General features: G+C 55.8%; 12 protein-coding genes. 10 read left to right on the plus strand and 2 right to left on the minus strand.

Annotated features, from left to right (window positions below; all coding sequences use genetic code 11):
• The first annotated feature begins 28 nt into the window (after window positions 1-28).
• From ABOC97_RS03510 to ABOC97_RS03520, 3 genes are all read left to right on the plus strand, one after another.
• Entirely contained in the window at window positions 29-1138 is a 1110-nt protein-coding gene (locus ABOC97_RS03510) for an AI-2E family transporter (protein ID WP_349594124.1), read from the plus strand.
• 118 nt (window positions 1139-1256) lie between these two features.
• Entirely contained in the window at window positions 1257-3041 is a 1785-nt protein-coding gene (locus tag ABOC97_RS03515) for a diguanylate cyclase (protein WP_349594127.1), read from the plus strand.
• Between the two features lie 145 nt (window positions 3042-3186).
• Window positions 3187-4242: a GIY-YIG nuclease family protein gene (locus ABOC97_RS03520; protein WP_349594130.1), complete on the plus strand. Its 1056-nt coding sequence runs from the start codon at window positions 3187-3189 to the stop codon at window positions 4240-4242.
• Window positions 4243-4345: 103 nt separating this feature from the next.
• On the opposite strand, the gene ABOC97_RS03525 is transcribed toward ABOC97_RS03520, so the two are convergent.
• Together ABOC97_RS03525 and rnz are read right to left on the minus strand one after the other, a co-directional pair.
• A complete protein-coding gene (locus ABOC97_RS03525) occupies window positions 4346-5341 on the minus strand; it encodes a chemotaxis protein (RefSeq protein WP_349594328.1) in 996 nt (331 codons plus the stop codon).
• Between the two features lie 64 nt (window positions 5342-5405).
• The gene (rnz, locus tag ABOC97_RS03530; protein WP_349594133.1) at window positions 5406-6326 is read right to left on the minus strand and encodes a ribonuclease Z; all 921 of its coding nucleotides are present in this window, start codon (window positions 6324-6326) and stop codon (window positions 5406-5408) included.
• A 43-nt stretch (window positions 6327-6369) separates the two neighbouring features.
• Between rnz and ABOC97_RS03535 the strand changes: the two genes are divergently transcribed.
• From ABOC97_RS03535 to menE, 7 genes are all read left to right on the plus strand, one after another.
• On the plus strand, window positions 6370-6831 hold the full coding sequence (locus tag ABOC97_RS03535) for a GNAT family N-acetyltransferase (RefSeq protein ID WP_349594135.1): 462 nt from the start codon (window positions 6370-6372) through the stop codon (window positions 6829-6831).
• A 191-nt stretch (window positions 6832-7022) separates the two neighbouring features.
• Window positions 7023-8315: an isochorismate synthase MenF gene (gene menF / locus ABOC97_RS03540; protein ID WP_349594139.1), complete on the plus strand. Its 1293-nt coding sequence runs from the start codon at window positions 7023-7025 to the stop codon at window positions 8313-8315.
• A gap of 79 nt (window positions 8316-8394) precedes the next feature.
• A complete protein-coding gene (menD, locus tag ABOC97_RS03545; protein WP_349594142.1) occupies window positions 8395-10065 on the plus strand; it encodes a 2-succinyl-5-enolpyruvyl-6-hydroxy-3-cyclohexene-1-carboxylic-acid synthase in 1671 nt (556 codons plus the stop codon).
• On the plus strand, window positions 10062-10823 hold the full coding sequence (gene menH, locus ABOC97_RS03550) for a 2-succinyl-6-hydroxy-2,4-cyclohexadiene-1-carboxylate synthase (protein ID WP_349594145.1): 762 nt from the start codon (window positions 10062-10064) through the stop codon (window positions 10821-10823). The genes menD and menH overlap by 4 nt, the downstream gene beginning before the upstream one ends.
• Window positions 10824-10837: 14 nt before the next feature.
• On the plus strand, window positions 10838-11695 hold the full coding sequence (menB, locus tag ABOC97_RS03555; RefSeq protein WP_234502605.1) for a 1,4-dihydroxy-2-naphthoyl-CoA synthase: 858 nt from the start codon (window positions 10838-10840) through the stop codon (window positions 11693-11695).
• A complete protein-coding gene (gene menC / locus ABOC97_RS03560) occupies window positions 11695-12660 on the plus strand; it encodes an o-succinylbenzoate synthase (RefSeq protein ID WP_349594148.1) in 966 nt (321 codons plus the stop codon). Before menB ends, menC begins: the two co-directional genes overlap by 1 nt.
• Complete coding sequence (menE, locus tag ABOC97_RS03565) at window positions 12657-14015, plus strand: o-succinylbenzoate--CoA ligase (protein ID WP_349594151.1); 1359 nt, start codon at window positions 12657-12659, stop codon at window positions 14013-14015. The genes menC and menE overlap by 4 nt, the downstream gene beginning before the upstream one ends.
• Window positions 14016-14185 lie beyond the last annotated feature (170 nt).

Raw genomic sequence — 14185 nt, forward strand, 5'->3', positions numbered from 1 at the left:
GACAGTTTCCACGCTACAGGATCCACCAATGCGCTTTAACGGACTGGCCAAAGGCTTTTTCATTTTTATTCTTGCCCTCGTCACCTGGGCATTCTTTGATGTTCTCTCTCCTTATTTCTCCGCTATTTTGTGGGCTGCGGTATTAACCGTGGTCTTTAACCCGGTTAAAAATAAGCTGCGCAGCGCGCTGGGCGACCGTAATGGGCTGGCATCATTGCTCACCATCGGCATTATCTGCCTGATTGTTTTTATTCCTTTAATGGTGATTTTGTCCTCGCTGGCGCTTGAGTTGAGCGTGGTCGATACCAAACTGCAGCAGAACAACACCCAGTTTCCTGAAGTGGTCGCCAGTATTTTTTCTCATCTTCCGGGATGGGCCAAAGGATTTCTGGTGGAGCACAATCTGGATAATGCCGCGCAGATCCAGAAAAAACTCTCGGAATTTGCCTTACAGGGTGGACAGTACCTGGCGGGCAGCGCCTTTCTTATCGGCAAGGGGACCTTCGGCTTTGCGATAAGCTTCGGCATCATGCTGTATCTGCTGTTCTTCCTGCTCAAAGACGGGCCGTTTCTGGTGCGCCAGATTCTGGATTCACTGCCGCTTTCTGATTTTGCCAAACAGCATCTGTTCGCCAAATTTGTCGGCGTGACGCGTGCGACGGTAAAAGGTACGGCGGTGGTTGCGGTCGTTCAAGGCACGCTCGGCGGCATCGCCTTCGCGATTGTCGGTATCGACGGCAGCGTTTTGTGGGGTGCGTTGATGGCGTTTCTCTCACTGGTGCCTGCTGTCGGCTCGGCGATTATCTGGGTACCTGCGGCCATTTTCCTTTTTGCCACGCAGCAGGTGTGGCAAGGGCTGTTTATTGTCGGCTTCTTCGTGATTATCGTCGGGCTGGTGGACAATATTTTGCGTCCGCTGCTGGTGGGGAAAGACACCAAAATGCCGGACTATCTCATTCTGATTACGACCCTCGGCGGCATGGAAATATATGGTATCAACGGCTTCGTGATAGGCCCACTGATTGCGGCGCTATTTCTTGCTTGCTGGAATCTGTTTTCCGGACGCGACCACGCTGGGAACGTGGAAGGGCTGGACGAAGAGTTTATTGAGGAAGGGAAAAACCCTCCAGATTTATAGTAAGAAGACGATAACAGAAGGCGGCCTTGGGGCCGCCTTTTTATTTTTACGCGAAATCATGCATTTCCTATAATTTCAGTAATGCTTATTTATTATCTGTCGCAGAAGGAATCAACAGGTGCGAATAGCCACAATCACGAACTGGGCCTATAGCGCGACGGTATGCCTGACGATTATCTCCGGCATCGTCATGGTGATGGCGTCCAACGCAGATAATACCGAACGCCAGGCGGTAGAGCAGCGGCAGGTTTTCGATCAGCTTACCAGTGAAGTAGAAACGGATGCCTGGGAGCTATCTGACCTGGCTCGCCTGTACGTTTTGGCGAAAGATCCCGATGTGTTGAATGATTATCAGCAGAAAGCTGCGTCCCAGAAAAAAGTAGAATATCGGTTATCGAAACTGAAAGATTCTGGTGCCACCCAGGAGGAGCTGACGCTGCTGCATGAAGGGCTGCAGATTGCCGATGAATTGCTGGATGAGCAGAAAACAGCGTTCGAAAGCGTCGCGCGGGGAGAAGATAAAGAGGCGGTAGCGCTGCTCTATGGAAAAGTCTATGAACAGGAGCTGGAGCGTGTACAGGAACGGATAGACCATTTCCGCCAGATGCTGGACAACCGTGCGCGTGACGCCATTATCGATGCAACCAACGCTTCTCGTACGTTACGCACCCTGTCTGAAGTGATGGTCGGGTTGACCGCGCTGCTCTTTTTGTTCGTCATGGGTTTTATTTTAAAGCGCCGCGTACTGCGCCCGGTGGTCCGCCTGAGCGATGTGGTTCATCGCCTGGCTTCGCAGGATTACGCTGTTGAAACGCCTAATTTTAACCAGATTGATGAAATCGGCGATATGGCGCAGGCCATCCGTATTTTCCGTGAGAATGGTTTAGCGCGACAGCAGCTGGAGAGAGAGCGCGACGCCAACTGGGCGATACGTGAACTGTTGGCGCGTATGACCCAGCGTTTGCAGGGATGCGAAAACTTTGCCGATGTTATTAATGTGGCAGAGCTTTTCGCGCCGAATATCGCTCCAGGCGTTGCCGGGCGGCTCTATATTCTTGATAGAGAACCCTGGCAGATGCGCTGCGTTGCCCAGTGGCTTTCACCGCAAGGCAGTGATGAGCCATTCCATCCGGACGAATGCTGGGCGGTGCGGCGTGGACAGGGCCATCCCCCGGAGCACGGTGAGCCGGATATCATCTGTTATCACCTGCCAGAGTCGTGTCAGAAAGATACCCTGTGTGTACCGCTCATTGCTCAGGGCGAGGCCATCGGTCTACTGTCATTCCAGAATATCAACGAAGAAACTGCTTCTTTTCGCGGCTATCTGGAGTTGATGGCCGAGGCGCTTGGGCTGGCGTTAGCCAACCAGCGTCTGCGTGATGCCCTGCTGGAAAAAGCGCTTTACGATCCGCTGACCGGTCTGCGTAACCGTCATCACCTGGAAGACATTATGGGTACTCAGATGAGCGAGGCAATCCGTAATAAACAACCAATAAGCTGCTTGATGATCGACATTGATCACTTCAAAAACATCAACGACCGTTTCGGCCATGAAGTGGGCGATGGGGTTATCAAAAGCGTCGCCGCCATTATTCAACGCGTGGTCCGTGAAGGCGGCATCGCCTTCCGCTACGGGGGCGAAGAGTTTCTGGTTCTGCTGGCCAATATGGATGAAGAGGCCGCTAATCGCTGTGCGTCGGTTATCTTCAACGGCGTGCGCGAGATGCCGCTACGCTTTGGCGGGGTGGATGTGGGGCACGTTGATGTCTCTATCGGCGTGGCCAGCTATCCGCAGCATGTGCAGAGCGATAACCTGCTGCGCGCTGCCGACGTAGCGCTCTATCGCGCGAAAGAGCTGGGGCGCTCGCGGATAGTCAGCTTCGGCATGCTGGAGGCCGGGTGACAGGGTGATGAACTTAGTCCCCCATCGGCAAAGGGGCGCTAACTTAACCATTGAGGCGAACAGATTTTTGCGTGGATGCGATGATAATTGCTTATGCGTTTTCATCGCAGCATAATGCAAAAATAGACTGGCGTACGGCAGACAGATGAATATGACTGAAGAATTGAATGGCTATGTATATATACTGGAAGTCTCAGATATTGACTTGCCTGTTTGTAAAATTGGCATGACCTCCAGAAACCCTATCGCCCGATGTCAGGAAATAAATAAAAGTTCAACCGGGGATTTTATTTGGGCCGTCGCTTACAGTATGGCCGTTAATGACTGTAAGAAATTTGAAAAACTGCTTCATCATAAATTGAGTCCATTACGCCAAAAAAGGCGCGAGTTTTTTAATCTCAACGCCGATGATGCTTATAAAGCAGCGATGTCCATTCTTGATGTGCAAGATGATATAACACTGATAAGTGACTATGACTCTGCGGTCGTTTCTGAGAGTAAACCCAAATCTAAAATGAAGAACAGTCATTCCGCTCATTCCAGACATCACTCGGTTGAGTACGCCGATTTGCTGCAGTCATTCTGCGAAACGCTAGGGGTAAAGGGCAGGGCTTTTGGTCAGCTCAATAAACCCTTCTTTGGTATGAGCGATGGGCATGAAGGCGTGCAGTGGAATATTTCTGTCAATACCCAAACGGGTAATATTCGTGTTGGCGTGAATCTTGAAGGGATGATGTATAAGGATTGGCCGATAGCCCGATTGATCGAGGCTGAATTATCCAACCCTGAATTACTGAATGTCATTCCGCAATTAGATAATCCTGAAGCCATTTTTATGACGTTTTCTCGAGATGCATGGCAAGTTGCATCCAGACCTGAAATCAAAGAGAAATATATTGGCGGGAAAATATTTCCTCTCGGCGAGTTGACGCCAGAGTGTTGGTGTTCAATTTTAGTTGAGGCTCGGGGATGCCTGGATGAAAAACATGATTATCAAAAACGAAATACACAGGCTGTGACATTGGTTAAAAAAGATGGTCGCCATGTTGTCCGCGCGATGCCGGTCTCCCCGCACTTAACCATCTGGTCACCACTGCTTATCAATGGCAGCGTAGAACAGTCAATTAAAAATAAGATAGCGCAATTGAATCTGATTTATTTATGGATGATGCAGACGGTTGATAACAAGCGAATTGGCTAACTGGAGAACAACCGACATCTCGTTGCCTTTATTTAATGGCTACATTACCAATTTACCGCCAGGTCAATCGCAGCATGTATCCTGGCGGCTTTCTCTTTGCTAATTACCGCACCGCGTGCAGCGGGCCGGCTCCTTTGGTGCTGGCCTTATTTAGCACCTGCTCGATAACCGACGCCAGTTCGTTAATCTCGAATTTGGCAACATAGCCGTCGGCATTCACTTTACGGATATGATCTTCATTGGCGTTCCCCGACAAAGATGAGTGGATCACCACCGGAATATTCTTCAGCCGCGGATCGGTTTTGATCTTGCGGGTGAGGGTGAAGCCATCCATCTCCGGCATTTCGAGATCGGTCAGCACCAGCGCGATTTTATCGCTCACCGGAATACCTTCCTTCGCGGCTTCCTCGGCCAGCAGTTCGATTTTCTCCCACGCCTCTTTACCGGTCACATGCAGCTGCGCCGGGATATCCATTGCTTTCAGCCCTTTTTCCAGCATGGCGCGCGCCACTTTGGAGTCTTCGGCAACGATGGCCGTCGCGCCCGGTTTGATATTGAATTTGCGCGGGCTCAGCTCTTTGGCGTGCAGGTCATGGTTGGCTGGCGTGATGTCGTAGAGAATCTGTTCCACATCGATAACCATCGCCAGATTGTTGCTCTCCACGTGCTCGTCGAGGCAGGCGATGCTGGTGATGTATTTACCGTTCACCGCTTTTTCAGCGGTATGGATTTGCGTCCAGTCCAGACGGGTAATGTTCTCAACGGACTCGACGGCAAACGCCTGCACGCTCCGGGCATACTCGGTGATAAGTAAAATATTCAGCCCGTTTTTAGGCGTACAGCCCGCCACGGCGGCGAGATCGATAACCGGGATTATCTGGTCACGAATGTTCACCATCCCCATCAGCGGCGGTTTAATTCCGGCAGGGCGGGTGAAGCTCGGCATCGGGACAATTTCCCGCAGCTTAAAGACGTTAATGCCGTAAAGCTCGGAGGCGTCACTCTGTGACGCTGCGCCCAGCCGGAAGAGCAACAGCTCAAAACGGTTGGACAGCGTCAGGTTAGCCCGGTCGTCGATCTCTTTCTGGAAGTTATCCATGGTGCCCTCAGCGTGGTAAAGCGTAATCTCGATAGCAGAGTTATCGGCACCAAAGGGCAAAACGTTATGCCAGCGTGAAGGTGGCAAAATCCTCCGCCAGTTCGCATTCCGGGAAATAGTTGCGGCATTCGGCCAGCAGTCGGCGACAGCCTTCAGCATCGTAGCGTGAGCTGACGTGGGTGACGATAAGTCGTTTAGCGTTGGCGGCCCGCGCCAGCAGGGCGGTCTGCTCGGTTGATGAGTGGCCGCGACCGTTGGCTTTTTCTGCCATCGCCGCTTCGAGGGTGACTTCATGCACCATCAAATCGACATCGCGGGCCAATTCCAGCGCGGACTCGCAGGGGGCGGTATCACCAAAAATGGCGATCTTTTTGCCGGGCGTTGCCGGGGCGATAAAGTCTTTACCATCAATCGTACGCCCATCGGCCAGCGTGACGGACTCACCGGCTTTGAGCCGCTGAAATAGCGGGCCGAACGGGACGCCGGCGGCAATCAGTCGTTTGCCATCGAGCGCGCCGGGTTTGTCGTGCTCTTCGACACGATAACCGTAGCACTCCACCGGATGATTTAGCGGATAAGCCGTGACCGTACGCAGGCCGTCATCAAGGATAGCGCCGCGACTAATTTCAACGATCTCCAGCGGGAAGTCGGTCCATGAACCGCTTAGCCGCAGGCTGGTTTCGACATATTCTTTGATCCCTTTTGGGCCGTAAATCGTCAGCGGCTGGACGTTGCCCGCCATGGAACGGCTACAGATTAAACCCGGCAGGCCAAACAAATGGTCGCCGTGTAAATGGCTAATAAAAATACGCTCGATTTTTCCCGGATGAAACGCGGTGTTCAGCAACTGGTGCTGGGTACCTTCGCCACAGTCAAAAAGCCACAGCCCCGGCTGCGTCGGATGTTGCAGATGCAGCAGCATTGCTGTTACGTTGCGGGTTCGGGTTGGCACGCCCGCGGATGTGCCTAAAAACGTCAATTGCATAGTGCCGCGCCCCTGGCGGTAAAAAAGGTCTAAGGAGCCTACCATGATTCGCTGGCAAGATTTGCACCATTCTGAACTCACCGTCCCGGAACTGTACGCCCTGCTGAAGCTGCGTAGCGAAGTCTTCGTGGTCGAACAGACCTGTATCTATCTCGATATCGATGGCGACGATCTGCTCGGTGAGAATCGCCATATTCTCGGCTGGCAGGGCGATACGCTGGTGGCCTACGCCCGTATTCTGGTCAGTGAAGAAGAGGTTGAACCGGTGACAATTGGTCGGGTGATCGTCAGCCCCGCGGTGCGCGGTGAACGGCTGGGCTATCAGTTGATGGAACGCGCACTTGCTACCTGCCAGCAGCGTTGGCCAAACCGCGCCGTTTATCTCGGTGCGCAGGCGCATCTTAGCGGTTTCTATGCCCATTTCGGTTTTGTTACCGTGACCGACGTTTATGACGAAGACGGCATAGCGCATGTTGGGATGGCGCGCGAGGCTCAGCAAGCCTAAGCGCGTAGCCCCCTAATAATTATCCTTGCCGCCATCCGGCAACCCGAATTATTAGCGTCTATAGTAAAGGCAAAGAGCGTTGTTTTTCAGTGCGATATTGCCTTATTAGTCCTTCGCTCCCTCATCGTGGGTACTGCTTTTTATCCTTAGTACCCCGTATACTATGTGGTTTTTATGATAGGGAGGTTCGCGTGCGATCGATATTAGCGGCGTTGCAGAGCCTGTCAGGGCATCTGACAGACGATTTTCCAGCATTGCCCGGTACGCGAATTTTTGAAGTCTCATTCCCTTTAAGCGATGCTTTCGACCCGCTGGCCTGGCTGACCGCCCAGTCGTTGTGGCCGCAGTTTTACTGGCAGCAGCGCAGCGGCTCCGAAGAAATAGCCGCCATTGGCGCGGTGAAAACCTTCTCGTCGCTGGCGCAGGCCAACGATTTTCTGGCGACGCAGGAACGCGACGATATTCGACTGTGCGGCGTCAATGCCTTTGACCCGCAGCACGGCATGCTGTTTTTGCCGCGACTGACCTGGCGACGGGAAGCAGGGCGCGCGGTACTTAGGCTGAATTTGTGGAGCGCCACGTCGCTACAACAAGATGCTGAACACGCCCGTCAATGCCTGGTCGCACTCTCTGCACAGCACTCCTCGACCGAACTCACCTTGCAGCAGGAAGGCGAAATTAATCGTCCTGACAAAGCGGGCTGGTGCCGACTGATTACTCAGGCCACGCAGGCGATTCGCAGCGGCGAATTCAGTAAAGTGGTGCTGGCACGGGCAACGGATCTTATTTTCGCCAGTGCGCCTAACGCCGGTGCACTCATGGCTGCAAGCCGCCGGGTCAATTTCTCTTGCTATCATTTCTATATGGCCTTTGATGCCCAGCGGACATTTCTCGGCTCCTCGCCGGAGCGTTTATGGCGTCGGCGCGGACTTCAGCTTGATACCGAAGCGCTGGCTGGCACCGTGGCCGGGCATGATGATGACGCCACCGCGCAGCGTTTAGGCAACTGGTTGATGGCAGATGATAAAAATCAGCGTGAAAACGGCCTGGTGGTGGACGATATTTGTCAGCGCCTGCAGGGCATGACGCAAACGCTGGATGTGTTACCGGCTGAAATTGTGCGCCTACGCAAGGTCCAGCATCTGCGTCGCCGTATTCAGGCCGAACTGGATACGGCGGATGACACGCGCTGTTTGCTGCAATTGCAGCCTACCGCGGCGGTGGCGGGGCTGCCCAGAGCGGCGGCGCTGGACTTTATCGAACGCGAAGAACCCTTTACCCGGCAATGGTATGCCGGGTCGGCTGGAATTCTCTCCCGTCGTCAGAGCGAGTTTTGCGTCACGCTGCGCTCGGCGATGGTCGAAGGTAATACGCTACGGCTGTATGCCGGCGCCGGTATCGTGGAAGGCTCCGATCCCGAACAGGAATGGCAGGAAATCGAAAACAAAGCGGCGGGACTCCGTTCATTACTGTTCTCTGAATAAAACATTATCGACTCATATCAAGATCCTACTCTTTCGTAGAACTTATACTGAGCCGCAATATTTGATACCGGACAATTTCATGTCAGTAAGCGCATTTAACCGACGCTGGGCGGCGGTGATCCTTGAAGCATTAACCCGTCACGGCGTGCGGCATATCTGCATTGCGCCGGGATCACGTTCGACGCCACTTACCCTGGCGGCGGCGGAGAATCGCACTTTTATTCACCACACCCATTTCGACGAGCGCGGTCTGGGGCACCTGGCATTAGGGTTGGCCAAAGTCAGCCAGCAGCCGGTGGCGGTGATTGTCACGTCCGGTACGGCTGTCGCCAATCTTTATCCCGCGCTGATTGAAGCGGGTTTAACCGGTGAAAAAATTATTCTACTGACTGCGGATCGCCCGCCGGAGCTGATTGACTGCGGGGCGAACCAGGCCATTCGCCAGCCGGGCATGTTTGCTTCTCATCCCTCACAAACCGTATCGCTGCCGCGCCCAAGCCATGACATTCCGGCTCGCTGGCTGGTCTCGGTGGTGGATGGCGCATTAGGTTCCCTTCACAGCGGCGGTGTACACATCAACTGCCCGTTTGCTGAACCGCTGTACGGCGATATGGATGAGACCGGTTTAAGCTGGCAGCAGGCGCTGGGCGACTGGTGGCAGAGCGATAAACCCTGGCTGCGCGAAGCGCTGCATCAGGAGAGCGCCGCACAGCGTGACTGGTTCTTCTGGCGACAGAAGCGCGGCGTGGTGGTTGCCGGGCGCATGAGTGCGGAAGAGGGCAAACAGGTTGCCGACTGGGCGAAAACGCTAGGCTGGCCGCTGATTGGCGATGTGCTTTCGCAAACCGGGCAGCCGCTGCCGTGCGCTGATTTGTGGTTAGGGAATCCCGCCGCGATAAGCGAACTGGAGCAGGCGCAGATTGTGGTGCAGCTCGGCAGCAGCTTAACCGGCAAACGGGTGCTGCAATGGCAGTCGTCATGTGAGCCCGATGAATACTGGCTGGTGGATAATCTCCCCGGTCGCCTTGACCCGGCGCATCATCGCGGACGCCGACTGGTGTGCCATATTGACCGCTGGTTGGAGCAACACCCGGCGGAGAAACGCACCCCGTGGGCCAAAATCATTCCCACTCTTGCCGAGCAGGCCTGGCAAACGGTGGCCGAGCAGAGCGACCACTTTGGTGAAGCGCAGCTGGCGCACCGTATTCGCCGCTACCTGCCGGATCAGGGGCAGCTTTTCGTTGGCAACAGCCTGGTGGTCCGCCTGATTGACGCGCTGGGTCAACTTCCTGCGGGTTATCCGGTATACAGCAACCGCGGTGCCAGCGGTATTGACGGGCTGATCTCGACCGCGGCGGGCGTGCAGCGTGCCAGCGCCCGGCCGACTCTGGCTATCGTCGGCGATCTCTCTGCGTTGTACGATCTCAACGCGCTGGCGCTGCTGCGTCAGGTCTCGGCGCCGATGGTGCTGATTATCGTCAACAACAACGGCGGGCAGATTTTCTCCCTGCTGCCAACCCCGGTATCTGAGCGTGAACGCTTTTACGCCATGCCGCAGAACGTGCATTTTGAACATGCGGCAAAGATGTTTGGCTTACGCTACCAGCAGCCGCAGGATTGGGACGCGCTGGAGTCAGCGCTGAGCACCGCGTGGTGCACACCGGCGACCACGGTGATTGAACTGGTGGTGAACGACACCGACGGCGCGCAAACCTTGCAGCATCTTCTGGCGCAGGTCAGCCAGCTATGATTTTGCACGCCGTCGCCGAACGCGGAGAGCCGACGCAGCCATGGTTGGTTTTCCTGCACGGTTTTTCTGGCGATCATCGCGAATGGCAGCCGGTCGGCGAGGCATTTCCCCGCGCCAACCGGCTGTATGTCGACCTGCCCGGACACGGCGGATCTTCCTCTCTGCGGGTTGACGGCTTTGACGGCGTGGCAGAAATGCTCAAAGCAACGCTGCTTAGTTACAACATACTCAATTACTGGCTGGTGGGATACTCGCTGGGCGGACGGATTGCAATGTATTACGCCTGCTGCTCGCGGCCAGAAGGCCTGGCAGGGGTAATTGTCGAAGGGGCTCACCCTGGGTTGACGGATGCCAGCGCACGTCAGCAACGTCTGCACAGCGACCAACTTTGGGCGCAGCGCTTTGCCACTCAGCCGCTGGCGGACGTGTTCCATGACTGGTATCAACAGCCGGTATTTTCCAGCCTGACGGCGGCTCAGCGTGATGCGCTGGTAATGCTGCGTCAGGCTAACGACGGCGGCTCTCTGGCCACGATGCTGCTGGCGACGTCGCTGGCGGTGCAGGACGATCTGCGTCCGGCGCTGCGTCGTTGCCATACACCTTTCTGGTATCTCTGCGGTGAGCGTGACGCTAAGTTTCGCGCCATCGCGGAGGAACTCTCGCTCCCTTGCCGCATTATTCGTGATGCCGGGCACAACGCGCACCGGGAAAATCCCGCTGGCGTGGTCGCGTGCCTGGCGCAGATTTTGCCTCTCTGATAATAGGACACGTTATGATTTATCCTGATGAAGCTATGCTGTACGCCCCTGCCGAGTGGCACGACTGTTCTGAAGGTTTTACCGATATCCTTTATGAAAAATCCGCCGACGGCATTGCCAAAATCACTATTAACCGCCCGCAGGTACGCAACGCGTTTCGCCCGCTAACGGTGAAAGAGATGATTCAGGCGATGTCCGATGCGCGCTATGACGATAACATCGGGGTGATTATCTTAACCGGTGCTGGCGATAAAGCCTTCTGCGCAGGCGGCGACCAGAAAGTTCGCGGCGACTACGGCGGATACCAGGACGACAGCGGCGTGCATCACCTGAACGTGCTCGACTTCCAGCGTCAGATTCGTACCTGTCCAAAACCAGTTGTTGCTATGGTGGCTGGCTTCTCCATCGGCGGTGGCCACGTGCTGCATATGATGTGTGACCTGACGATTGCGGCGGAAAATGCTGTCTTCGGTCAGACCGGCCCGAAAGTCGGCTCTTTCGACGGCGGCTGGGGTGCTTCCTACATGGCGCGTATCGTCGGCCAGAAAAAAGCCCGTGAGATTTGGTTCCTGTGTCGTCAGTACGACGCGAAAGCCGCGCTGGACATGGGCCTGGTGAACACCGTAGTTCCATTGGCAGATCTGGAAAAAGAGACCGTGCGCTGGTGTCGCGAAATGCTGCAAAACAGCCCGATGGCGCTGCGCTGTCTGAAAGCGGCGCTCAACGCCGACTGCGATGGTCAGGCGGGTCTTCAGGAGCTGGCCGGTAACGCGACCATGCTGTTCTACATGACCGAAGAAGGCCAGGAAGGGCGTAATGCGTTCAACGAAAAACGCCAGCCGGACTTCAGCAAATACAAACGGAATCCGTAATGCGTAGCGCGCAGGTTTACCGCTGGCAGATCCCGATGGACGCGGGTGTGGTTCTGCGTGAACGGCGGCTGAAAACCCGCGACGGGCTATTCGTCTACCTGCGTGATGGCGAACGTGATGGGTGGGGAGAAATCTCCCCCTTGCCGGGATTTAGCCACGAGACGTTGGACGATGCGCAGTCGGTGCTGCTCGCCTGGGTTCATCGTTGGCGTCAGGGCGAAGACCTCGAATTCCCCGCGCAACCTTCTGTGGCCTTCGGTATCAGCTGTGCGCTGGCGGAGCTCAACGATGAGCTACCGCAGGCGGCAGACTATCGCGCCGCGCCGCTGTGTACGGGCGATCCGGATGAGCTGGTGATTAGGCTGGCGGAAATGTCCGGTGAAAAGGTGGCCAAGGTTAAAGTTGGGCTTTATGAAGCGGTGCGTGACGGCATGGTGGTGAACCTGCTGCTGGAAGCGATTCCCGATCTGACGTTGCGTCTTGACGCTAATCGCGCCTGGACGCCTCTGAAGGCCCAGCAGTTCGCCAAATACGTCAACCCGGATTACCGCGCACGTATTGCCTTCCTCGAAGAACCGTGCAAAACCCGCGACGATTCCCGCGCGTTTGCCCGTGAAACGGGTATCGCTATCGCCTGGGATGAAAGCCTGCGTGAAGCGGATTTCCGCTTTGAGGCCGAACCGGGCCTTCGGGCGGTGGTGATAAAACCCACGCTCACCGGTAGCCTTGCGCGCGTAAAAGTACAGGTGGCGGCCGCGCATGCGCTTGGGCTGACGGCGGTTATCAGCTCTTCCCTTGAATCGAGCCTTGGCTTAACCCAACTGGCGCGTATTGCCGCCTGGTTAACTCCGCAGACCATGCCCGGCCTGGATACGCTGAATCTGATGCAGACGCAGCTGATTCGCTGCTGGCCGGAAAGCGCGCTGCCGTGCGGGGCGATTGAGGATATGGAGCCGTTACTGTGATGTTTGCGACCTGGCCGTGGCGGCACTGGCGAGCCCTACGCGGCGATGCGCCAGCGCTACGTCTGGATGATGAAACCCTAAGCTGGTCGACTCTATGCCAGCACATCGACCAGCTGGCTGCGGGTTTTCAGGCGCAAGGCGTTAACGTTGGCGATGGCGTTGCGCTGTGCGCGCGAAACCGTCCTGAAGCGGTGCTGGCCTGGCTCGCGCTGTTGCAGTGTGGGGCGCGTATCCTACCGCTGAATCCACGTTTACCGTCGGCGTTGGTCAGTGAGCTGCTGCCGGGTTTAACGCTGCATCATTTTCTGAACCTTGAAGCAGACGAGCACTACGGTTTGGCTCCGTTACGCCTGCATTTGGCATCCGGATATGTCGATGTTGACTGGCAGGCGCAGCGTTATGTTTCTATGACGCTCACCTCCGGCTCGACGGGGCTACCCAAGGCCGCCGTGCACAGCGCTGCGGCGCATCTTGCCAGCGCGGATGGGGTGTTAAGCCTGATGCCGTTTGGTCCAGGCGACTGCTGGCTGCTGTCGCTGCCGCTGTTCCACGTTTCCGGGCAGGGTATTTTCTGGCGCTGGCTGCTGGCGGGCGGGCAGATGGCGATAAGCGAACATCCGCTGGCGCAGGCGCTGGCCGGTTGTTCTCATGCCTCTTTGGTACCCACGCAGCTGTGGCGGTTGCTCAACGATAACCAGCCGTTAAGCCTGAAAGCCGTACTGCTTGGCGGGGCCGCCATTCCTGCTGAGCTAACCACACGGGCAGCACAGCAGGGGATTCGCACCTTTTGCGGCTATGGCCTGACCGAGTTTGCCTCTACCGTATGCGCGCGGGAAGCCAACGGCGGCGACGATGTGGGTACGCCGCTTCCGGGGCGCGAACTGCGACTGGTTAACGGCGAAATCTGGCTGCGGGCGACGAGCATGGCGGCAGGCTACTGGCGTGGCGGTGAGTTAGTCTCGCTGCTGAATGAACAAGGCTGGTTCGCCACTCGCGATCGCGGTGAGATGTCCGAGGGTAAGCTGCGGGTGATAGGGCGGCTGGATAACCTCTTTTTCAGCGGCGGCGAAGGCATTCAGCCCGAAGCGGTGGAGAAGGTGATTGCTCAGCATCCGGCGGTATCGCAGGTCTTTGTGGTGCCGGTTGACAGCCCTGAATTCGGGCAGCGCCCGGTTGCCATCGTCGATGCTGAATCTACGCTGGATTTGCCCGAAATGGCCATATGGGTGAAGGACAAGCTGGCAGGGTTTCAGCAACCTTACCGCTGGCTGGTGTTACCCGACGCGATGAAGGGAACGGGAATCAAGGTCTCTCGCCATCAGCTTAAGCTGTGGGTTAGTCAGCAAATCCCGTAGCGTATAATAGTTCTGCATTATTGAATAAATATCAATTATCATTGTCCCGTATATGGGGTTGTACTTGGTTACAATCCCATCGTTTATTGCCCGTTCAGGACATTGAATCCTGACTGTATCCCAGTACAATTCAGCTGTTTATGGGCATTTATTTTTGCGTTTGCGTGAAA

The sequence above is a fragment of the Kluyvera huaxiensis genome (assembly GCF_040149365.1).
In the GTDB taxonomy this organism is placed as follows: domain Bacteria; phylum Pseudomonadota; class Gammaproteobacteria; order Enterobacterales; family Enterobacteriaceae; genus Kluyvera; species Kluyvera intermedia_A.